Source organism: Arthrobacter sp. 10T413_2, assembly GCF_056394205.1.
Genome location: NZ_JBFTHK010000052.1, coordinates 1 through 20,354, shown reverse-complemented (window position 1 = coordinate 20,354; position 20,354 = coordinate 1). Strand labels below are relative to the sequence as shown.

The window sequence follows — 20,354 nt, the reverse complement described above, 5'->3', positions numbered from 1 at the left end:
TGGCGGGTAGATCAAGATTAGGGCCGGTATTTGGCGGCCCTGTTGCCGCGGCGGTCCGCGTAAGTGAACCAGCCGGTCGGTGATACGCCGTACTGATGTCCGCCGCACGGAGGTCCGTCGGGGTGCCGGAACGGGCCTGGAGCCCGCGTCTTTCCCGGGCTTTGGGGGAAGGCGCGACGCCGGCTCGGCCGTCCGTCGCGGCCGCCGGCGCCGCTCTTCCGCCATTCACCCATTCGCGGGCGCCTTCGACAACTGTCGAACATCTTAGCCTCAGTTGTCGTCCGCTGTCTTTTGTCACATTTTTTGCACTGTGAAGGCGGCTCCGCCGGTGCCTGCAGCCTAGTTGGTGCCGATTTGGTCGCCGCCGATGTGGACGATGGCGACCTCGACAGACACGGGCTGCGGGCTGAAATGCCGCCGCACTGCGGCAGCCACCGCCCGGGCCACGTCCGGCGCCGGGTACGCCCCGCTCACTCCGATGCGCGCCTTGACCGTCGTTACCGCTGCGCCGGTGCCGGACTCGGTGACGTCCACCGGCGAAGGTGTTGCTCCGCCCACGGCGGACCGGGCTGCCCCCGCAATCGTCTGCCACAGCGGACGTGCCGGATATACCGTCGTCACGCCGTCGACCGCCAGGATGATCGCCTGAAGTTGTGCCGGCGGCGACGCTGCGGGAGCGAGCACCCCGGAAGAGCGCGCTGCGGCGGGTGGCGCCACGGGTGTTCCGTTCCCGGGAAGCAAAGGCTCGGTCATGGCTCCTCCTGTGGAGTCGGCGGCCCGCCGGGCCCGGGGGGCTGCTCCGGATGGTGGGGTTCGGGGTTCCGGGGCTCCGGCTTTCGGGGCTCCAGGACATCGGTGATGGTGACGTCGATCGCCGTGATGTTTAGTTCGGTCTGCCGGGCAAGGGCCGCGGCCAGCTTCCAGCGCAGGGTGGCGGCGCGGTCCTCCAGCGGATGCCCGTACACGACGGCGAGGTCGACGCCCACGGTGATGGGCGCCACGGGCCGGGTGACGTCCCCGTGCAGGCGGCATTTTCCGGCGGCGGTGCCGGGAAGCGAATCCGCCACGGAGCGGATCAGCGCCGAAATTGAGCCCTCCGTCTCGGTGAGGACGTCCTCGGGTGAGTCGGAGCGCAGGGGAATGCTCCGGCCCGGCCGCAGTTCCAGGCGAAGGTTGCCCAGGATGGTCTTCATCCAGTCATCGCTTCCGCTGCCGGCAGCGGCGGTGTCGGCGTCGAGCAATTCACGGCCCAGGGCCGAGAGGCTTCGCAGGGATGCCAGCCCGGACTGGCATTCGGGACAGTCCGCAAGGTGGCCGGGATCGGCGATCCGTCCGGTGTCCAGGTATTCGCTCAGGTCTGCAAGGCTGTGCCCGCAGCTGAGAATGTCGCCGGGAGCGCTCATCGCCAGTCCTCCATTTCGCGGGCCAGGGTGATGCGTGCCCGGGCAAGGCGGCCGCGGACACTGGCAGGGCTGATGTTCAGGGTTTGCGCAATTTCCTCATAGCTTTGGTCATTGAACTGCTTCAGCACCCAGCAGCGGCGCTGCTCCTCGGGCAGGGCGGCGAGGGCGGCCTTAAGGGCGTCCATTCGGGAACCGCTCAGGGCGGCGCTTTCCGGATGGTCCTGGTGAGCGGTCCCCGCGCCAGCCTCTACCCTATGGTCAAAATCCCCGAGGTTGGAATGGTTTCTCCGCTTCCGCAGGTGGTCGATGCTGCGGCTGCCGGTAATGCGCAGCAGCCAGCTCTTCACTGCGTCGACGTCGCGCAGCGTATCGAGCTGTTTCCAGGCCTGCATGAGCGAGTCCTGCACGACGTCGTCGGCGTCGGCGAGGGAGCCGGTCAGGCGGCGGGCGCAGGCCCGCATGAGGGGGCCGTGCCGGCGGGCCAGCGCCTCAAAGGCTGCCGTGTCGCCGTCGGCGGCCCGTCCGGCCAGTAAGGCGTCCGGTACGAGGTCCAATTGATGTGGCGCCGAGGGTGAACCAGTCACGAGTCTGTCGCTTTCCTCTGCTTCCGTAACGGGCCTTCCGTGCGGGGCGTCCGGCCCTATTCTTTGCTGAAGCCTTCCTTGAGCTTCCGCGCGGCGTCCTTGAGGTTTTCTCCGATGTCGGCGGCGGCGTCCTTGACCCGCTCGCCGGCCTCCTGCAGTTTGGAGCGGGCCTGCTCCTGCTGGCCTTCGCGCTTGAGGTCCTCGTTGCCCGTCAGCCTGCCGGCACCTTCTTTGGCTGCACCGATGTGGTGGATGACCGTGTTGTTGATCTTGTCGTCGGTTCCCATGGTGTTCCCTTTTCTGTCATTACGAGGTGACGCGGTGAAGCCGTATGTCGGCCCGGGCTAGCGGGCGCGATCAGGTCCAGCCACCTTGGTCCTGGTGCCACTGGTGATTCGGACCAGAACCGGAAGCGGATGGCCCAGCAACGCGTCGATACCGTGGACCAGTTCCTCTGCGGCATCCGCGATCTTCCGGGGGATGCACCCTGCCGGGCCTGAAGCCGCAGCCGGAGCCCCGTTTTGCCCCTGGATTCCCAGGCCGAGACCGATGCCCCGAGCACCAGGCGGTTGCCCTCGAGTGCGTGCTTGACGGCCGCCGCGATGAGCCCGGTTTCGACCACGGTGGTGCCGCGGTCGCCGTCGACCTCCCTGGCGACCCTGGGTGTCCGGCTGCCGCCCTGCGATGCCGCCCAGGCGATGCTCAGCCCGGCCGCCAGGACGAGCGCGGCGACTCCCGCCACGGCCCACCAGGAGCGGGCCTGGCCCGGTCGAACAGGGTGCCGCCGTCCTGCCCTTGGGCGTCCATCCCCTGGCGGCCCAGCAGTGGCGGGAGCGCCAGCTGCACGGAGACCGTTGCGGCGAGCCGGCCCGAATCGTCGTCCAGCGCCGCCGCGGCGTTGGGTCTCGGAAAGCCGAAGGCGCCGGCAGCGATGGTTTCGACGGTGTGCTTCAGGGCTGCCGGGGCGATCCGTGTATGCCCGGCCCGGGTCATGAGGAGGAGCGCTTGCCGCGCAGGGCGTCCAGTACGCCGCCGAGGTCCAGCCGGCCTTCGGCGGCGCGGCCCAGCACGGCCCCTGCCCCCATGAAGAGTGCGGTGAGCAAGACGCCCCAGAACCCGAAGGCCAGCGCCGCTGCGGCCAGGACGGCTCCGATGGCCACGCCGGCCGCCGTGGGGCTCAAGCCACCCTCGGCTCAGTCCGGGCGTCCTGGGCATCCTCGTCATCGGAGGGCACACGGATATCGGTGATGGTGATGTTGACCTCCGTCACCTCCATGCCGACGATGTCCTCGATGGCCGTGTAGACGGCGTCGCGGGCGTTGTCCGCGACCTGCTGGAGCGGGTGCGGGTAGTCGACCGCGCCTTCGAGGTGGCTGCCGGGCCGGTCTGGCCGTGGACGTCTGCCGGGGTGTGCGTCTGGGTCGTCAATGCAATCACTCCTGATCGGTTGAGGAAGGCGCTCCGTGGCGCCGTCATAAGTAAGACGGGTCCGGAGCGGAATTCCTCACGGTCGAATCATGGTGAGCTGCATCACGTGAGGTTTGAGGGCAAGTCGCGCTATTGGGCTGCCAGCCGGGTGGCGCGCAGTACGGCGTCGGTGAGGGACGCCGCCTCGCCTTCGGGGCCGATGACGCTGCGATGCCGGCTGTCGAGGACTTCCAGGCGCCATTGGGGCTCCTCGATCCGGAGCTCATGGGCAAGCTCCTCGGCGGTGAAGAACTTCTCCGGTGTATGGTGCCCGCCCCACGGCGGCAGGCCGTCGGGGTGGTGGCCGACGATCAGCAGGGTGCCGCTGGTGCGCACCGCGGCCGCGGCGAGCTGCAACGCCTGCTGCCACGGCATCTGGGTGGAGTGCAGGAACTGGGCCGTGACGAGGTCGAACAACCGGTCCGGGACCCAGGTGGCCAGATCCTGCTGCACCCACTCGATCTTGGCCGACTGACCCCGTTCCTGGGCGTGGGCGGCCGCGCGTTCAAGGGCGACGGCCGAGACGTCCAGGGCAGTCACCGACCATCCGCGGGCCGCTAGCCAAATGGCGTCCGCGCCCTCCCCGCAGCCCAAATCCAAGGCCTCGCCGGGAGTCAGATGCGCAACCTCCGCGATCAGCTGTGGATTCGGTTGCCCGCTCCACATCCGCGGGCGGCTGCTGTACTTTTCGTCCCACATCCGGGCGGTGCTGACGGGCTCCGCAGGATCGGCGTGATGCTCGTGGCTGTGTTCCGTCATGGTTTCCCCTCATCGTGGTGGGCGGCCGGGTTATGAAGGCCGTTTTCCGATTGGCTGTTTGCCTGCGCTCCGGTCCCCTGCGGGCTGTGCCCGACGGCGGCAGGCACGACGGCGGTGACGAACCCGGCCGGCGCGGACCGCCGTCGGGTCTCCCGGCCGAAATTCCGGTGTTCCTCAAGGACCAGCCCGAAGGACCCGACAAAGTCCGCGGCACTCTTCCTGGCCGGGGGAGTGTTGTCGATGCCGAAGGTCAGGGGCTCGCCGACAAAATTCGTCGCCGCCCGGGCGTACCGCATGTAAGGCGACCGCGAGGCGACGATTTCCCGGGAGAAGTAGTCAAAGGCCACGACGCTGCCGGGGGCGGTCCCGGCGATCCTGAACAGCGTCGCCTCGACGGAGGCCCGGTCCAGGTACATGGTCACCGCCTCCCAGAGGAAGAACGCGGGCCTGCCGGGGTCAAACCCCGCGGCCACCAGCTTCTCCATCCAGTCCTCGGTCTCGAAATCGGCGGACACATAGGTGGCCAGGTTTGTGGGTAGGCCCGCCTTCTCGAGCATTGCGATTTTGTGGGCCTGGGTCCGGGGCATGTCGATTTCAAAGGAGCGCACGCGGTTCTCCGGTGACAGCCTGAACACCCGGGTGTCGAATCCCGCCCCGAGGACAACGAGCTGGTCCACGCCGGCAAGATGCCGCTGGATGGCGGCGTCGTAGTAACTGGTCCGCGCTGTCGACTGGTGGTGCATCGGCGCGCGCCCCCGGTAGGGATAGCGGTAGATCCTGGGAACGTAGCCCGTCATCAGGTGGCCCACCAGGGTGGGTGCCGTCTCCAGCCGGAAACCTTCCTGGGACACATTCGGCATGACGGCCATTAGCCGGTCCGCAGGGTCATCCGGCCTCGTCTGCAGCCGGTGCTGCATACAGCGGGTGTAGAGGGAGGCGAACACGGTGGCCGAAACGCCCGTGCGCCGGCTGTGCGCGAGCATTCGGGGGACGGTCGCGACGTAGGCCGCTACCCCCAAGGGAAGCAGGGCCAGTTGGATGACCCGAAAGGTTCCAGCGGCAATTATTCCCGGCATCGGTGCCCGTCTCCTCTCGCCGCCCCATCCGCCCACCATGCTCCTCCGGGACGGAACCGGGGTCAACAACGACGGCGGTCAACAACGGCGGCGGCAACCAAGACGACGGCAACTTACGACGGCGGTCAGCAGCGGCCCTGGCGGACGGACCTGCGGACACATGGAAATCACGCTCCGGAAACCATTCCGAAACCTCCATCGTGAATGCTGGGCACAGGACGTTGGACCGCTGGGGAAGGCACTGATCATGGACGTTGAAGAAGCACGGCACATCCGCAGCTCAAGTGAGCTGAACGTGGGGGACGAGATCGAGGCCTGGCACAACGGCAAACTCTTCCATCGGGGCACGGTAACGCAGACGGTCACGGCCGTGGACCTGTTCTGGATCCTGGACTCCCGGACGGGGACGCGCCGCCTGATCGACGCCGAGGCGCTCGTTATCCTGCGGGCAGCGGACCCGGGCACAGCCAAGGCGGCGTCCCGGGCAGCCGCCCGCACGCCCGCCCAGCCGTCCCACATGCCGCTGTTCCAAGCGCCCAGCCTGGCCGGCTAGGAGCTGCACCAAGGTCACGGAAACGGGATCCGGCCCGGCCGGATGCTAGACTGGTGAAACTTGATGTGCAGTGATGCCCACTCATATTCGGTTGACCGGCTTCGGTCCATCAACCGGATCTCCTGCCGGATTCCTTCGGGGCCCGCCCGCAGGGAGTGGGTTTTTTCATGTGAGAGGCACATCCTGCGTCGATGAACGCGTTCCATTTGGTCCTGGCCGCCGCTAGCTGAAGTTTGGCAGCAGCCCGGTTGACCACCTGACTTTTCTTCGGCGAACCCCTGAGCCAACCGGCGCCGGGGGCCGATATCCGCATGGATACCGCCTGAAAGACCCTGAACTTATGACTACTTTTGCTGCCCTTGGCACGCCCAAGGCCCTCGCTGACACCCTCACCGCGCAGGGGATCGTTGAACCGTTCCCCATCCAGGTCAAGACCCTCCCGGACACCCTGGCCGGACGCGACGTCCTGGGCCGCGGCCGCACCGGCTCCGGCAAGACCATCGCATTCGCCATCCCGCTCGTGGCACGACTCGCCGAGCGCGAAGCCAAGCACTTCCGCAAGCCGGGCCGCCCGATGGGCCTGGTCCTCGCACCGACCCGCGAGCTGGCTACCCAGATCAACGCGACCATCGAGCCGATGGCCAAGGCCATGGGCCTGAACACGACCGTGATCTACGGCGGCATCTCCCAGGCCCGCCAGGAAAAGGCCCTCCGCGCCGGCGTCGACATCGTCATCGCCTGCCCGGGCCGCCTGGAGGACCTGATCCGCCAGCGCATCCTGACCCTCGAGGGTGTCGAGATCACCGTCCTGGACGAGGCCGACCACATGGCCGACCTCGGCTTCCTGCCGGTCGTCAAGAAGCTCATGGACATGACCCCCAGCCAGGGGCAGCGCTTGCTGTTCTCCGCCACCCTGGACAACGGCGTGGACAAGATCGTCCAGCGTTACCTCTCCAACCCGCTGACCCACGCGGTGGATGAATCACAGGCCGCGGTGACCACCATGGAACACCACGTGCTCGTGGTCAACGACCAGACCGTCAAGAAGCAGCTGATTGTCGAGCTCGCCTCGGGTGCCGGCCGCCGGGTGCTCTTCCTGCGCACCAAGCACCATGCCCGCAAGCTGGCCAAGACCCTGACCGACGCCGGCATCCCCGCCGTCGACCTTCACGGCAACCTCTCGCAGAACGCCCGTGACCGCAACCTGGCCGAGTTCTCCTCCGGCGAGGTCCGCGTCCTGGTCGCCACCGACGTCGCCGCCCGCGGTGTCCACGTCGACGACGTCGAGCTCGTCATCCACGTGGATCCGCCCACGGAGCACAAGGCGTACCTGCACCGTTCAGGCCGTACGGCCCGCGCGGGCTCCGACGGCACGGTGGTCACGCTGACCCTGCCGGAGCAGCAGTCCGACGTCAAGAAGCTCATGAAGGCTGCCGGCGTCGAGGTTAACTTCGAGCGCGTTACCGCCAACTCGCCGCTGGTGGCCGAGCTCGTGGGTGAAATGGCCGACAAGATCGATCCGCGCACCCGTGCGGCACTGCTGGCCGCCAAGGCCGCCCAGCACGGCGGCGGCACGTCGACCGGCGCCAACGCCGAGCGCAAGCGCGCCCGTCGCACCACCCAGGCTGCACCCACTGCGGGTGGCCGGGGCGGCCGTGGCGGACGCGGACGCGTCGGAGCCGAGGCTCCCCGCACCGATCTGCCGCGTGCCGAGCGCCGCGCCGTCGCCTATGAAGGCCAGGCCGCTGCCCGGAACGCCGCAGAGCGCGTCGCGGAGAAGAACCAGGACCGCGCCGACGCCGAGCGCGCCGAGCGCCGGAATGCGCGCGGCCGTGGCCGCGTGACTGCTTACGGGCACCACAACGATGTCCCGGCCGCCGGCGGACGTGCCGCTGCAGGCCGCGGTTCGGACGGACGCGCCGCAGAAGGCCGCAGCGACGCCCGGGGCGCTTCGGCTCCCCGCAGCGGTGCTCCCCGGACCGGTGGCGCTCCCCGCACGGGTGGTGCTCCCCGCACGGGGGCTTCGGCTGGCGGCCAGCGCAGCGGACGTCCGGCAACGGGCCAGCGTGCCGCTGCCGGTGCCAAGTCCGGCGCAAACTCGGCGGTCTGGTCCTCCAACACCGGCGGAACCTCCGGCGGATCCTACGCGGGCGGCGGCAACGGCCGCTCCAGCGAAGGCCGTCCGGCACGCAGCGGCGGCCCCCGCCGCGCGTCGGCCCCGGCCTCGAACGAACGCCGCAGCCGCTAATCCCCAACCGCTCCCTAACCTCGCAAGCTCGGTCAGGGAACCCGGCGGTCGTGGCCCCAGCTAACCACCATCGAGTGCTCCGTAACTGCCCTTTAGAAGGTTCATAAGGGCTGTTCTGGAGCACTCGATGAGGTTTCTGGCCTCACCAGCCGCGGGCGCGCCACTCTTCCAGATGCGGGCGTTCCGCACCCAGGGTGGTCGGCTTCCCGTGGCCCGGGTGCACCACGGTGTCATCCGGATACACGTCGAACAGCCGCTCACTCACATCGGTGATCAGCTGGGCAAACCGCTCCGGATCCTTCTGGGTGTTGCCCACGCCGCCGGGAAACAGCGAGTCTCCAGAGAATATGTGAGCCGGGCCGTCCGGGTCCTGGTACACCAGGGCCACCGAGCCCGGCGTATGTCCCCGCAGATGGACCGCGGTCACGTCGAACCCGTCGAAGTTGCCGACGTCGCCGTGGTCCAGCAGCACATCGACCTTCACCGGCAGTTCGGGGGCGTCCTCCGTCCCGGCCGCCGTCTTCGCCCCGGTTGCTTCCACCAGTCCCGGCAGCGCACGGACATGATCCCAGTGCTGGTGGGTGGTGGCAATCAGCTCCAGCTTCGGCGTCGCGGATGTATCCGCGGCGGCGTCGGCAAGCAGCCCCTGGATGGCGGCCAGATCATCGGCCGCATCGATCAGGAGTTGCGCGCCGGACGCCTTGGCCGTGAGCAGATACACGTTGTTGTCCATCTCGCTGACCGAAATCCGGCGGATGGTGATGTCACGTAGCGAGTGAATGAGTGAGTCCATGGGCTTCAGTCTAGGACGCGCTATTCCCGGCCCTGGGACACCCAGCCGGGGTCTGCGGAACGGGAACCGACGACGGCGTCCGCCGCGGCGTCCAGCGTCTCAAGTTGCGCCGGCGTCAGGTCCAGCAACAAGGCGCCGACGTTCTCATCGATCCGGTCCGCCTTGCGCGTGCCGGGGATGGGGACCACCGGAAGCCCGAGCTTCCGGCCCTGGGCCAGGAGCCAAGCCAGCGCCACTTGGGCCGGCGTTGCCGGTTTCCCGGACACGGAGAGCTCAGCGGCGACGGCCCGTACGGCGTCCACCACGTCCTGGTTTGCCGCGGCAGCGTCCTGGGCGAAGCGGGGGATGTTGCGGCGGAAGTCGTTGCTGCCCAGCGTCGAGGCGTCCACGGTGCCGGTGAGGAATCCCCGGCCCAGCGGCGAGTAGGGCACGAAGCCCACCCCGAGCCCGGCCGCGGCAGGAACAACGTTGCGTTCCACATCGCGGCTCCAGATGGACCATTCGCTCTGGACAGCGGCAATCGGGTGGACGCTGTTGGCTTCACGCAGCTCCTCGGCCGTCACTTCGGACAGGCCCAGGTGCCGCACCTTGCCGGCCTGCACAAGCTCCGCCATGGCCTCCACGGTTTCCACAATCGGAACGCGGAGGTCACGGCGGTGCATGTAGTACAGGTCGATGGTGTCTGTGCCGAGCCGCTGCAGGCTGCGATCCACCGCCTGTTTCACGTAGGCCGCATCGCCGCGGATATCCGTGTAGCCGGCCGACGGGGTCCCGACCAGGCCGAATTTGGTGGCCAGCTGGACGTCGTCCCGCCGCTCCTTGAGCAGCCGCCCGATCAGTTCCTCGTTGCTGCCGCCGCCGTAGATGTCCGCCGTGTCCAGAAACGTGACGCCAGCGTCGACCGCGTGGTGCAGGGTCTTCAGGGCCTCGGCCGGGTCCACATCCCCGTAGACAGGGGTCAGGGCCATGCCGCCGAACCCCAGGGGGCTGACCGTGAGGCCGTCGCCGAGCTGGACTGGTGTTGCCGTCATCTGGGTCTCCATTCGCACTGTGAGTGGTTCCGTCCTTGCCAAGAACCCCTGAGCGCGCGCGGCTATTCCGGGCCCCGCCGGAGGATCTTCCCCACCTTTGACGCTTGCGGGGCCAGGACGACGGCGCGTCCCGGGGACCCGCCGTCGTCCTGCCTTAGACGTGGGGGGATTCCGCGGGGGACGGTGACCGCTTAGCCTCCGGGGCTGCCGCGTCTCCGGCCGGCAGCAGTTTCAGTCCCGCCGCGCAGCCGACAATCCCGGCGATGAACACCAGCTTGAGCGGACTGGCCGGTTCGACGCCGGTAACCATCGCCCAGCCGACCGTCAGCGCCGCGCCGATCCCCACCCAGACGGCGTAGGCCGTGCCGAGCGGGATGCGCTTCACGGCCGTGCCGAGCCCCACCATGCTGAGGGTGGCCGTCACCGCGAACACGAGGGCTGGCAGCGGCCGGCTGAGCCCGTCGGACAGTCCCAGGGCCGTCGCCCAGACCGCCTCCAGCACAGCGGAAGCGAGCAGGATCAGCCAAGCGGCTGGTGATCCCGGTGCCTTTTTCGCGCCCATCCTCACGCCACCAGCTTCAGGCCGACGACGCTCGCGGCAATCCCGCCGAGCAGCAGGAGGCGGGCCGCGGTCGGGCGTTCAACCTTGGTGATGATGGCGTACGCGGACGTCAGCACGACGCCTACCCCCACCCAGACGGCGTAGCCGGTGCCGGTCGGGATGGACTGCAGGGCGACGGCGAGGCCCCCGGTGCTGGCGAGGACGGCGACGAGGAAGACGAATGCCGGGACCAGCCGGCGGCGGCCCTTGGCCTGCGAGGTGCGGTGCAGGGCGGCGGCCCAGACGGCCTCCAGCGCCCCGGAAAGGATGAGTATTAGCCACGACATGACAGCTCCTGTGGCCAGTCTTGTCGCGTGCCGGGTACTGAACCGTCGTCCGGAGGCCCGGGAAAAGGGGGCCTTGGGATCCAAGTTTAGCAACTTCGGCGTCACGGCCCGGCGGCGGAGCCCGCGGCGTCACAGTCCGTTGGCGTCGCTCCAGACCGTGAATGTGCGCCCCACAGGGTAGCGCCTGCACGGCTCATCCGGCGCGGTGAGGTCTCCGGCGTCGATGTCGGACGCCGCTGAGGCCACGGCCCGGCCGTCGGCGTTGACCAGGGTGGCCCGGTCTCCGATGCGCCGCAGGGCCGGCATGGCCCCGCGTTCAAGGCGCTGAACCGTGACGTCAATGCCCACGATTCCTGCGACCGGGCCGTCCGGACGGGTGAACACCGGGTGCGTAAAGGTCAGGACGTACTCATCGCTGCACAGGAAATCCACGTAGGGCCCGGTGACATGCGCCTGGCCTGTTTCCACCGGGATCCGGAACCATTCGGCCTTGACATAGCGGCTGATGGAGTTGGGGCTGAAGTTGGCCAGGGCGTCCACGGGTTCCAGGTCCGGACCCTGCCACCAGGCGATGTAGCTGCGCTCCGGCCCGAGCAGCCCGGCGTTGGCAATGAACCCTGCGCCTGCCGCGTAGCCGTCGGGCAGCTGCACCAAGTCCTCGACCACCGGCCGGATGAGCTTGTCCACGGCGGTGCCCGTAACCTTGCCGGACATGGCGGCCAGGGCTGCCCCGGCATCGGCGGCCCACGCCGCAAGCCGGTGCTCGATGCCGGCGATGGTGGAATCGAGCTCGGCGACGGCCCGCTCGGCGGACGCCAGGGCCGGGTCGGCCCCGGCCGGCGCGGTGGAGGGACCTGCGGTGGAGGTGGTGTCGGACATGGTTGCTGCCTTAGCTCGAAGGTGCCGGGACGGTGCGGTCAGGGAAAGCGCTCAGAGGGGTGCGGTCAATAGCGTTTGGCCTGCTCGGTCAGCAGCCAGTCGGTGGTGGCGGCGATCAGGGCTTTGACTCCGGCTTCGGCGGCCGCCGGCTGGTGGGCCTCGATGGCTGCCGCCACGTTCTCGAGGATCAAAGTGGTACGCCCGCGGTAGCCGGAGTCCGCGCAGGGCAGCAGCGTGAGGGTGCCGAGATCGGCCTGCAGCCGGATCAGCTCCCGGGCCAGCCGCGCGGAGCGGGCAATAGCCGCGACTTCCAACAGGAACTCGGACAGCGCCAGGCGCCAGCTCAGGGAGTCGTCGTCCGCTGCCGGGATGAACGAGCGCAGGGTGGCGACGTCGGCGGCGTCGGAACGCCGGGCCGCGACACCTGCGCAGGCCGCGGCGATCGCCTGGTAGTGCAGCGCCAGGTCTCTGATCTGCAGCCGGCTCACCTCGTGCAGTTGGGCCAGGGCCCGTTCCCGGGAGGGCAGCACGTTGTCGGCAATGAAGCTCCCGCCGCTGCGGCCGCGCGCGGTCCGGATGATTCCCGAGGCCCGCAGCTGGGACAGGGCCTCCCGTGCCGTCACGGCGGACACCCCCAGGGCTGCGGCAAGTTCGGTTTCGTTCGGGAGCCGCTGGCCGCTCGTCAGCAGCCCTGTCTCCACCGCTTGTTCGATCCGGGCGCACACTTCGTCCACGAGCCCGCGGGATTTGATCGGCGTGAACACCGCCGCCAAGCTCCGGGAGGCGCCCTTCGGCGACAACAACATCAGGGCCTCCCTTCCCTCCGGCGGTCCGCAGCCGCCCCGGCCGGGGCATCCGTGCAGGATCCGAATGCAGCGTCTAAGCGCAGCGCCCGAGAGCATCTTCCGGGAGCGGCGCCGCCGTGCGCCGTCCGGGCTGATGTCATCCTAAACCGGGCTTTGCCGGAGGGTCTATACATAAAACCTATGAAGTAATAGCATTTTGGCCAGCAGCCCAGTGTGGACTGGATCACATGCCGCTGCGTGGCTCTCCCGTGGACGATCCGGCAACGAAGTAAGGCGCACCGTATGACCGAAACACTGGCCGCTGGCACCTCCACCGGAACCGACGAGGTTCCGGCGATCCGGCTTCGCAAGCTCACCAAGGTTTTCGGGGATACCGTCGCGGTCAACTCAGTGGACCTGGACATCCGCCACGGGGAATTCTTTTCCATGCTCGGCCCGTCCGGCTCCGGCAAGACCACGGTGCTGCGGCTGATCGCCGGCTTCGAGCTGCCGACCTCCGGCACCATTGAACTCGAGGGCAAAGATGTCACGGCGAAGGCGCCCTTCCAGCGGGACGTCAACACCGTCTTTCAGGACTATGCCCTGTTCCCGCATATGTCCCTCGTGGACAACGTCGCCTACGGGCTGCGGGTGCGCGGCATGCCCGGGAACCAGCGCCGGGAGCGGGCCCGGGAGGCTCTGGATCGCGTCCAGCTGGGGAAGTTCGTCGGCCGCAAACCCGCCCAGCTCTCCGGCGGCCAGCGACAGCGCGTTGCCCTGGCCCGGGCGCTTGTTGTAGAGCCGAAGGTCCTCCTGCTGGACGAGCCGCTCGGCGCCCTGGACCTGAAGCTCCGGCAGCAGATGCAGGTCGAACTCAAGGAATTGCAGCGCTCGCTGGGCATCACCTTCATCTTCGTCACCCACGACCAGGAGGAGGCCCTGACGATGAGCGACAGGATCGGGGTGTTCAACAACGGCAGCATCGAGCAGATCGGTACGGCACACGAAATCTACGAGCGCCCCGGCGACATTTTCGTGGCCAATTTCGTCGGCACCTCCAATATTTTCGACGCCGGCCAGGCCCAGTCCGTTTACGGCCGGGCAGAGCCCCTCTGCATCCGGCCCGAGCGGCTGCGCGTCGCCTGGGCCGGGGAACCGGAGCACCGGGCCGGCGTCACGTCCCGGTCCGGATCTGTGACGTCGTTCGTGTACGTCGGGCACGCCACCCAGGTGCGCGTGCAGCTCGACGGCGGCCCCGCCGTCGTCGCGCTCGTCCCGGAAAAGCTGCCCGGCAGCGACGCGGAGCTGGTGAACCGGCCCGTCACCGTCAGCTGGGACGACGACGCCGTCGTCTGGCTCCCGGCGCACGGCTCCTGACGCCGGGGCGTGGAGGGCAGACACCCGGCCGTCCGCGCGGCGTTTCCACCCCGCAGATTTTCACTCCTAGCGATTTACCCCTACATCGATTCACCCCCATCGAAAGGTAAGGATCATGGCACCAAGAACGAAGGCCTCCCTCGTGGTCGGGGTGGTAGCGGCGGCGGCGCTCGCGCTGTCCGGCTGCGGGACCAGCGGCGGATCGGGTTCCTCACCGTCGGCGCAGCCGACCAAGACCGAGATCGGCGCCGGTGAAGGCCAGCTATCCATCCTCGGGTGGCCCGGGTACGTGGAAGACGGCAGCAACGACCCGGCGGTGGACTGGGTGCATCCGTTCGAACAAGAGACCCAGTGCAAGGTCAGCTTCAAGCCCTTCGGCACCTCGGATGAGGCCGTGACGCTCATGCGCACGGGGCAGTACGACGTCATCTCCGCCTCCGGCGATGCCTCGCTGCGCCTGGTGGCCGGCCAGGATGTGCAGCCGGTCAACATGAGCCTGCTGAAAAACTACCCGGACATCTATCCGTTCCTGAAGGACAAGGCCTGGAACACCGTCAATGGTGTGAACTACGGAATGCCCCACGGCTGGGGCGCCAACCTGCTGATGTACTCCACAGACAAAGTCACCCCGGCGCCCACCTCCTGGAGCGCGGTGTTTGACGACGCCGCCAAGAACACCGGCAAGGTCACAGCCTACGACTCGCCCATCTACATCGCCGACGCCGCCGTCTACCTCATGGCGCATAAGCCGGAACTGGGCATCAAGAACCCCTACGCCCTGGACAAGGACCAGCTGGCCGCCGCCGTCGATCTGCTCAAGCAGCAGCGCACGCACATCGGCGAATACTGGAGCGATGTGGTCAAGGAGGTTCAGGCCTTCACGTCCGGGAGCACCGTGGTCGGCACCACCTGGCAGGTGGGGGAGAACATCGCGGTCGCAGGGGGCGCCAAGGTTGCGACCCTCCTTCCGTCCGAGGGTGCCACCGGCTGGTCGGACACCTGGATGATCGGGTCCAAGACCAAGAATCCCAACTGCGCCTACAAGTGGCTCGACTACATCGCCAGTCCCAAGGTGAACGCCCAGGTGGCGGAGTACTTTGGCGAATCCCCGGCCAACGCGAAGGCCTGCGAACAGACCAAGGATCCCAAGCACTGCGAGACGTACCACTCCGGTGATGCAGCCTATGCCGAAAAGATCTGGTACTGGACCACTCCGGTGGCCGAATGCCTCGATGGCCGCAAGGACGTCAAGTGCACCGACTATTCGGAATGGACCAAGTCCTGGACCGAAATCAAGGGCTGACTCCGGCAACGGACCGCACCGCATCCGGAAAGAACAGCCGGCCCCGACGTCCGGCAGAAACTAAGGCGAGATGGCACAACAGATGCAACAGCGTCCGCCCGGCGCACCCCGTGACGCCGGCGCTGTACCGCGGGCGAAGGCCCACGCCTTCTCGGCGCTGCTTCACCGCTCACCCCGGCTGAGGCTGGCCGCGCTGCTCACGGCCCCGGCAGGCTGGCTGGTGCTGGTCTACATCGCCGCCCTGGCGGCGCTGCTGATCACCGCGTTCTGGACGGTGGACACCTTTACCGGAGAGGTGTCCACCGTCTGGACCACCGAGAACATCGTCACGGTCCTGACCGATCCGGTGTATCAGCGGATCACCCTGCGGACCTTGTGGATCGCCGTCGCGGTCACCGTGATCGATATGTTCCTTGCGTTGCCCATCGCGTTCTTCATCGCCAAGGTGGCCAGCGCCCGCTGGGAGAAGCTGCTTGTGGTGGCCGTGCTGATGCCCTTGTGGGCCAGCTACCTCGTCAAGGCCTACGCCTGGCGGAATGTCCTGGCCGAGGGCGGCCTGCTGGAGTGGCTGGGGGCTCCGATCGGCCTGTCGTCTCCGGGCTACGGCGAGACCGCCGTCATCCTGACCCTGTCGTACATCTGGCTGCCGTATATGATCCTGCCGATCTACGCGGGCTTTGACCGGGTGCCCGACTCCCTGCTGGAAGCCTCCGGAGACCTGGGCGCGAAGCCGCTGACCACCATGCGCCTTGTGATGCTTCCGCTGCTGGTCCCCTCCATCATCGCGGGCACGATCTTCACCTTTTCCCTGTCGCTGGGGGATTACATCACCGCGCAGATCGTCGGAGGAACCACCCAGATGCTCGGCACCGTGGTGTACGCGAACGTCGGCGCCGCGAACAACCTCCCGTTTGCGGCCGCGGTGTCGCTGGTTCCGATCGCCATCATCATGTTCTACCTCTTCATCGTCCGCCGCACCGGCGCCCTGAACAACCTGTAGCGCGAGGAGCATCATGAGACTTTCCCGTAGCGCCAAGGCGGTCCTGGGCGTCGTTTCCGGGCTGGTGCTGTTGTTCATCTACACCCCGCTGATGCTGGTGGTGGTGAACTCGTTCAACGCGGACCGGACGTTCGGCTGGCCGCCGAAGGGCTTCACCCTGGAGTGGTGGGGCAAGGCTTTTGACTCGCCCGGCGTCAGGGATGCCGTCGTGTCCTCCCTGTGGGTGGCGGTGGTGGCAACCATCATCTCGCTGGTGCTGGGGACTCTGCTGGCGATGTCATTGCAGCGCTACAAATTCTTCGGCCGCGACGTCATCAGCCTCCTGGTGATCCTGCCGATCGCGCTGCCCGGTGTGGTCACGGGCATTGCCTTGAACAACATGTTCACCACCATCCTGGGCGTGCCGCTGAGCCTGTGGACGGTGGTGATCGCCCACGCGACGTTCTGCATGGTGACCGTGTTCAACAACGTCATTGCGCGGCTCCGGCGAACGAGCGCCGGCCTGGAGGAAGCCTCCGCCGACCTTGGTGCCGGCGTCTTCACCACCTTCGGCCTGGTGACATTCCCCCAATTGCGCTCAGCCCTGCTGGCCGGCGGCCTGCTGGCCTTCGCACTGAGCTTCGACGAGATCATCGTCACCACGTTCACGATCGGGGCCGGCGAGACCACGCTGCCGATCTGGATCCTGCAGAACCTCTTCCGTCCGAATCAGGCGCCCGTCGTCAACGTCGTGGCCGTCGTGCTGATCGTGGTCTCGATCGTTCCCATCTGGCTCGCGCAGCGGCTCTCGGGGGACTCGGTAGGCGTCAGCGGGGCCCGCGTGAAAGCGGACTAAGGCTTGTCCCTACCTCGTTAGGCAGCAGGGTCGATGGAGACGACCGCCAGGAATCCGCGGCCCAGGATTTCCGGCGTCGCGGTATCGGAGCCGACGACGGCGTCATAACGGTTCAGCTCGACGGGCACCGTCTCGGTCCCGGGAGCGCCCGCATCGGGCACGAGGCCGCCCGCGGTCCCGGGGCTGGCAGTCGCCTGGCCCTGCAGGAGGATGCCGAACTGGCCGGCGAACACCGGATGGGCGCGCTTCTTGGACAGCTCGATGATGGAGGTGTAGCCCTTGAAAGCGCCGTTGCGGGTGATGACGTTCAAGTCCCGGATGTCGCCGGTGGGCAGTGCCCCGGCAGAATCCGCGTCGCCGGAGAACCGGAACGGACGGTACTTCTCGAGCGGGTGCTCGGCACCGTCCACGCTCAGGAGCAACAATTCGCCGTCAATGACGGTCAGCACGCGGTCCATCCCGGCGAAGGCCGAGAACGCCCCGGCTTTGGAGACCTCGGCAATGCTGACGCGCCAGTCCCACCCGCTGTCATCCACTGTGTTTTGCAGGGCGGTTTGCGCGGACGCGGTCCGGGAATGGCGTGCCAGTTCGCGGGTCACCCCGCCGCCGTTGCGCCAGGGGTGGGCTTTGAGCTCGGCATAGCGGATGATCTCCATGGCTTCAGCCTATCGGCCCGCACCGGCCCACCCCGGCTGCGGGCGCTGACGTAAAGTCGGCGCTGGCTGTCCGGTCTTGCTACCGTCAGAGGCAGGAAGCGTGCAGAAGGAGCCCGAATGTTTGTCAAAGTGTGCGGTCTCAGCACCCCCGAGTCGGTCCGCGCCGCTGCCGAGGCGGGCGCGGACGCGGTCGGCTTCGTCCTGACCCGCAGCCCCCGGGAGGTCACCCCGGATCAGGTCAGGGGCCTGCTCACCCAGGTCCCGCCCGGGCTGCCCGCGGTGGGGGTGTTCCGGCACGAACCGGCGGCCGACGCTGTCGCCGCGGCCCGTGAGGCCGGCCTGGCCTGGGTCCAGCTCCACGGCGACCGCTCACCCGCGGACGTCCGGACGGTGCACGACGCCGGGATGAAGCTGATCCGGGCCGTCACCATGGGTGCCGCCCCGGAAGCCTTCGACAACTGGGGCGAGGAGCTGCTCCTGATCGACGCCGCCGTCCCCGGCTCCGGCGAGGCCTGGGACTACGGCTCCGTCCGGGCGAAGGCTCTTGGCGCGCGGACATGGCTCCTCGCCGGCGGCCTCGATCCCGCCAACGTGGCCCGAGCGGCGGCGGAGGCCGGCGCCTGGGGCGTCGACGTCTCCTCCGGCGTCGAGTCCGCCCGCGGCGTCAAGGATCTGGCCAAGATCAGGGACTTCGTGCGGGCCGCCAAGTCCGCGGAATAAGACCGGCCCGCCCCGCACACGCAGCATCGGTCACACACAACACAGGCACGCACCATACAGGGCACGCACCACGGCACACATGCGGGAGAGTGGCAGCCGGGGAGGGTTCCCTGTCTGCCACTCTCCTGGCGGGCTGGCATCAAACGATGCTCGCGCCGGCTCACCTGTCCGCGCGGGGTCAGGTCCTATGAGCGTTTGATGATGACGTCGTCGATGTACTCGTCGCCCTTCTGCCGGTAGTGCTCGGCGCCCAGCTGAACCTTGCTCAAGGTGGTCCCTTTCATCTTGACGCTCGTGCTGCTGTACCTCTGCACGCCGTCGAACCACACCTGGATTGTCGACGTGCTGCCATTGGCGGTCACCCGCATGCTGACGTGGTGCCAGGCGCTCAAAGTGATGCTTGAGGAAATCAGCTTCGTGTAGACAAAGGTGCCGTCCGGTGCGGTCACGCGCAGCCACAGCTGCCCGTTGCTGTTATACCGGTAGATGTCCGCAACCCGGGTGGAGCCTGAGAAGAACCGGAAGTACGGAACGTCATTGCCGGACACGCCAGCCACCGTGATCTTAAACCAGCCGTCTGCGTAGGAGGTCTTCGTCCCGGAGGGAAATGCCGGGGCGGAGAGATTTGCCAGCGAACCGGAGTCCGTGGTCACGTGCAGCTTGGCTGAATGAGTGCCGGAATGTGACAGCGAACTGGAAATAGTTGCCGTGCCTGTTCCCGAGACTTGGGGCACGAGCCCGCACCAGCCGCCCGCCTCAAAACCTGTGGCGAGTACGAGGGTGCCCGGGTACGAGTTCGTCGGGGCGGGACTGCAGGTCGCAGCGGTAGCCGCCTGGGCGGAACCGAAAACAAGGGAACCGGCTACGAGCAATCCGAGCGTCCCCACCGTGCTGAGTGCTTTGAGTTTTCTCATTGACGATACTCTCCGTGCTTGGTTCGACTTGTTTGGGTGGGCTTGAGCCGCTGAGCCGAGCGGTCCGGCTTCGTTCACGCCAACTGCGCCAACTGGACCAGCTCTACGACGGCCGAGATGCCGACTACGGCCAGCAGCGCTGCAGTGATGATCACCACGGCTCGCGGCAGCGCCTGGTCCGGCCTCAAGACGCGCAGTACATCGCAACTCACGAGTGCCGCCACTGTGGCCAGTCCGATCACGACGATAATCATTTTGCACGCACCAGGACGCGCTTTGGCCTCTTGAGCTCGATGCCGAGGAAGGCGAGGGTCAGGATCGACAGGATGCAGACGCCCGCCGGAGGTGACCAGAGCCGCGCATAGATCATCGCCGTCGCCACCACGGTGGACATCGTGAGGCTGAAGGCAATTGCGATGGCGATGCTGAGGGGAAGCGCGCCAGTAGCCTGGGCTGAGCGCGGGGGGTCGAAGCGGAGCAGCAGCACCAGCGCTGTCCCGGGACCGGCCAGCATCAACAGGCCAATCACCGCCAGGCGCAGCCCCTCGGGGCCGACGAACGAGAGCGGTATGGCGGCCACGGCGACGGCTGCCGTCGCATAGCTCACGTAGCTGCGTTCACTTGGCATTGCTAACTCCTTCGATGTGAAAAATCACGCCGCCGGCGTTCTCATAAACCTTCGTCCAGCCCGGAGTGGTGGCGCAGGTGGCGACAAAACGTTGAAGATCGCCGGCGGGAGTGGAGCCGCGAAGATCGGCGGCCTCCTGCTGGCTTTCGGTCACGATGAGGTACGCGCCCGCTTTGCGGGCGATCTGACTTGCCGCTTCGCAGGTAAGCGGCGCCGCGTTGGGGACGGGCTCGGCAGCAACGAGCGCCCGGTAGTCATAATCCGCGTAGTGCTGGAATCTCCACGGGGTGTTGCGAACTGCCTCGATGAGGATGGAGCCGGTGGGCGCCATCGAATAGAGGCGGTTCACTACAGCGATTTCGTCGTTATTGAAGCTCTCCATGCTGTCGTTTCCGTAGCGGGAAACGACTGTGGATGTCGCGAGGACCGCGCCCATGAGCAGTAGTCCGATGGCT

At 67.7% G+C, this 20,354-nt stretch carries 25 protein-coding genes, 1 pseudogene and 1 riboswitch; of the genes and pseudogenes, 7 read left to right on the top strand and 19 right to left on the bottom strand.

Translation table 11 applies throughout. The features are described from left to right. Positions 1-339: 339 nt before the first annotated feature. From AC1DBQ_RS10720 to AC1DBQ_RS10685, 8 genes are all read right to left on the bottom strand, one after another. A complete protein-coding gene (locus AC1DBQ_RS10720) occupies positions 340-753 on the bottom strand; it encodes a hypothetical protein (RefSeq protein ID WP_476928480.1) in 414 nt (137 codons plus the stop codon). Beyond that, positions 750-1,403, bottom strand: coding sequence for an Asp23/Gls24 family envelope stress response protein (locus AC1DBQ_RS10715; RefSeq protein ID WP_476928479.1), 654 nt, complete (start codon positions 1,401-1,403; stop codon positions 750-752). Before AC1DBQ_RS10715 ends, AC1DBQ_RS10720 begins: the two co-directional genes overlap by 4 nt. Continuing rightward, positions 1,400-1,987: an RNA polymerase sigma factor gene (locus AC1DBQ_RS10710; protein WP_476928478.1), complete on the bottom strand. Its 588-nt coding sequence runs from the start codon at positions 1,985-1,987 to the stop codon at positions 1,400-1,402. Before AC1DBQ_RS10710 ends, AC1DBQ_RS10715 begins: the two co-directional genes overlap by 4 nt. A gap of 56 nt (positions 1,988-2,043) precedes the next feature. Further along, complete coding sequence (locus AC1DBQ_RS10705; RefSeq protein ID WP_476928477.1) at positions 2,044-2,274, bottom strand: CsbD family protein; 231 nt, start codon at positions 2,272-2,274, stop codon at positions 2,044-2,046. Positions 2,275-2,689: 415 nt separating this feature from the next. Then, positions 2,690-2,980: a hypothetical protein gene (locus AC1DBQ_RS10700; RefSeq protein ID WP_476928476.1), complete on the bottom strand. Its 291-nt coding sequence runs from the start codon at positions 2,978-2,980 to the stop codon at positions 2,690-2,692. Further along, positions 2,977-3,168 carry a DUF2273 domain-containing protein gene (locus AC1DBQ_RS10695; protein ID WP_476928475.1) on the bottom strand — a complete coding sequence of 64 codons (192 nt, stop codon included), beginning with the start codon at positions 3,166-3,168 and terminating at the stop codon, positions 2,977-2,979. The genes AC1DBQ_RS10700 and AC1DBQ_RS10695 overlap by 4 nt, the downstream gene beginning before the upstream one ends. A 376-nt stretch (positions 3,169-3,544) precedes the next feature. Beyond that, positions 3,545-4,213, bottom strand: coding sequence for a class I SAM-dependent methyltransferase (locus AC1DBQ_RS10690; protein WP_476928474.1), 669 nt, complete (start codon positions 4,211-4,213; stop codon positions 3,545-3,547). Further along, complete coding sequence (locus tag AC1DBQ_RS10685; protein WP_476928473.1) at positions 4,210-5,289, bottom strand: class I SAM-dependent methyltransferase; 1,080 nt, start codon at positions 5,287-5,289, stop codon at positions 4,210-4,212. Before AC1DBQ_RS10685 ends, AC1DBQ_RS10690 begins: the two co-directional genes overlap by 4 nt. Positions 5,290-5,536: 247 nt before the next feature. On the opposite strand from AC1DBQ_RS10685, the gene AC1DBQ_RS10680 reads away from it, so the two are divergent. Next, positions 5,537-5,842 carry a hypothetical protein gene (locus AC1DBQ_RS10680; protein ID WP_202615858.1) on the top strand — a complete coding sequence of 102 codons (306 nt, stop codon included), beginning with the start codon at positions 5,537-5,539 and terminating at the stop codon, positions 5,840-5,842. A 340-nt stretch (positions 5,843-6,182) separates the two neighbouring features. After that, positions 6,183-8,090 carry a DEAD/DEAH box helicase gene (locus AC1DBQ_RS10675; RefSeq protein WP_476928472.1) on the top strand — a complete coding sequence of 636 codons (1,908 nt, stop codon included), beginning with the start codon at positions 6,183-6,185 and terminating at the stop codon, positions 8,088-8,090. A gap of 142 nt (positions 8,091-8,232) precedes the next feature. Here AC1DBQ_RS10675 and AC1DBQ_RS10670 read toward each other — a convergent pair whose 3' ends face one another. The 6 genes from AC1DBQ_RS10670 to AC1DBQ_RS10645 form a co-directional block, all read right to left on the bottom strand. Continuing rightward, positions 8,233-8,883 carry an MBL fold metallo-hydrolase gene (locus AC1DBQ_RS10670; RefSeq protein ID WP_476928471.1) on the bottom strand — a complete coding sequence of 217 codons (651 nt, stop codon included), beginning with the start codon at positions 8,881-8,883 and terminating at the stop codon, positions 8,233-8,235. Positions 8,884-8,903: 20 nt separating this feature from the next. Beyond that, positions 8,904-9,926 (bottom strand): aldo/keto reductase, encoded by a 1,023-nt coding sequence (locus AC1DBQ_RS10665; protein WP_476928485.1) that lies wholly within the window; start codon positions 9,924-9,926, stop codon positions 8,904-8,906. Between the two features lie 142 nt (positions 9,927-10,068). After that, positions 10,069-10,476, bottom strand: coding sequence for a DMT family transporter (locus AC1DBQ_RS10660; protein ID WP_476928470.1), 408 nt, complete (start codon positions 10,474-10,476; stop codon positions 10,069-10,071). A gap of 2 nt (positions 10,477-10,478) precedes the next feature. Then, a complete protein-coding gene (locus AC1DBQ_RS10655) occupies positions 10,479-10,802 on the bottom strand; it encodes a DMT family transporter (protein ID WP_476928469.1) in 324 nt (107 codons plus the stop codon). Between the two features lie 9 nt (positions 10,803-10,811). Continuing rightward, a riboswitch (guanidine-III (ykkC-III) riboswitch) is annotated at positions 10,812-10,879 on the bottom strand. Positions 10,880-10,931: 52 nt separating this feature from the next. Next, positions 10,932-11,681, bottom strand: coding sequence for a cache domain-containing protein (locus tag AC1DBQ_RS10650; RefSeq protein WP_476928468.1), 750 nt, complete (start codon positions 11,679-11,681; stop codon positions 10,932-10,934). 65 nt (positions 11,682-11,746) lie between these two features. Next, positions 11,747-12,487, bottom strand: coding sequence for a FadR/GntR family transcriptional regulator (locus AC1DBQ_RS10645; protein WP_476928467.1), 741 nt, complete (start codon positions 12,485-12,487; stop codon positions 11,747-11,749). 282 nt (positions 12,488-12,769) lie between these two features. Between AC1DBQ_RS10645 and AC1DBQ_RS10640 the strand changes: the two genes are divergently transcribed. From AC1DBQ_RS10640 to AC1DBQ_RS10625, 4 genes are all read left to right on the top strand, one after another. After that, positions 12,770-13,843: an ABC transporter ATP-binding protein gene (locus AC1DBQ_RS10640; RefSeq protein WP_476928466.1), complete on the top strand. Its 1,074-nt coding sequence runs from the start codon at positions 12,770-12,772 to the stop codon at positions 13,841-13,843. 115 nt (positions 13,844-13,958) lie between these two features. Next, positions 13,959-15,146: an ABC transporter substrate-binding protein gene (locus AC1DBQ_RS10635; protein ID WP_476928465.1), complete on the top strand. Its 1,188-nt coding sequence runs from the start codon at positions 13,959-13,961 to the stop codon at positions 15,144-15,146. A gap of 82 nt (positions 15,147-15,228) precedes the next feature. Further along, positions 15,229-16,146, top strand: coding sequence for an ABC transporter permease (locus tag AC1DBQ_RS10630; RefSeq protein ID WP_476928464.1), 918 nt, complete (start codon positions 15,229-15,231; stop codon positions 16,144-16,146). A gap of 13 nt (positions 16,147-16,159) precedes the next feature. After that, positions 16,160-16,981 carry an ABC transporter permease gene (locus AC1DBQ_RS10625; protein WP_476928463.1) on the top strand — a complete coding sequence of 274 codons (822 nt, stop codon included), beginning with the start codon at positions 16,160-16,162 and terminating at the stop codon, positions 16,979-16,981. 17 nt (positions 16,982-16,998) lie between these two features. Here the strand turns inward: AC1DBQ_RS10625 and AC1DBQ_RS10620 are convergent, their stop codons facing one another. Continuing rightward, complete coding sequence (locus AC1DBQ_RS10620; RefSeq protein WP_476928462.1) at positions 16,999-17,637, bottom strand: HutD/Ves family protein; 639 nt, start codon at positions 17,635-17,637, stop codon at positions 16,999-17,001. A 117-nt stretch (positions 17,638-17,754) separates the two neighbouring features. Between AC1DBQ_RS10620 and AC1DBQ_RS10615 the strand changes: the two genes are divergently transcribed. Further along, positions 17,755-18,357 carry a phosphoribosylanthranilate isomerase gene (locus tag AC1DBQ_RS10615; RefSeq protein ID WP_476928461.1) on the top strand — a complete coding sequence of 201 codons (603 nt, stop codon included), beginning with the start codon at positions 17,755-17,757 and terminating at the stop codon, positions 18,355-18,357. A gap of 185 nt (positions 18,358-18,542) precedes the next feature. Here the strand turns inward: AC1DBQ_RS10615 and AC1DBQ_RS10610 are convergent, their stop codons facing one another. The 4 genes and pseudogenes from AC1DBQ_RS10610 to AC1DBQ_RS10595 form a co-directional block, all read right to left on the bottom strand. Further along, the gene (locus tag AC1DBQ_RS10610; RefSeq protein WP_476928460.1) at positions 18,543-19,271 is read right to left on the bottom strand and encodes a hypothetical protein; all 729 of its coding nucleotides are present in this window, start codon (positions 19,269-19,271) and stop codon (positions 18,543-18,545) included. 74 nt (positions 19,272-19,345) lie between these two features. Continuing rightward, positions 19,346-19,525: a hypothetical protein gene (locus AC1DBQ_RS10605; RefSeq protein WP_476928459.1), complete on the bottom strand. Its 180-nt coding sequence runs from the start codon at positions 19,523-19,525 to the stop codon at positions 19,346-19,348. Further along, positions 19,522-19,899 (bottom strand): hypothetical protein, encoded by a 378-nt coding sequence (locus tag AC1DBQ_RS10600; protein WP_476928458.1) that lies wholly within the window; start codon positions 19,897-19,899, stop codon positions 19,522-19,524. The genes AC1DBQ_RS10605 and AC1DBQ_RS10600 overlap by 4 nt, the downstream gene beginning before the upstream one ends. Then, positions 19,889-20,354: pseudogene (locus AC1DBQ_RS10595) on the bottom strand (hypothetical protein); the annotation flags it as partial. The gene AC1DBQ_RS10600 and the pseudogene AC1DBQ_RS10595, both read right to left, overlap by 11 nt.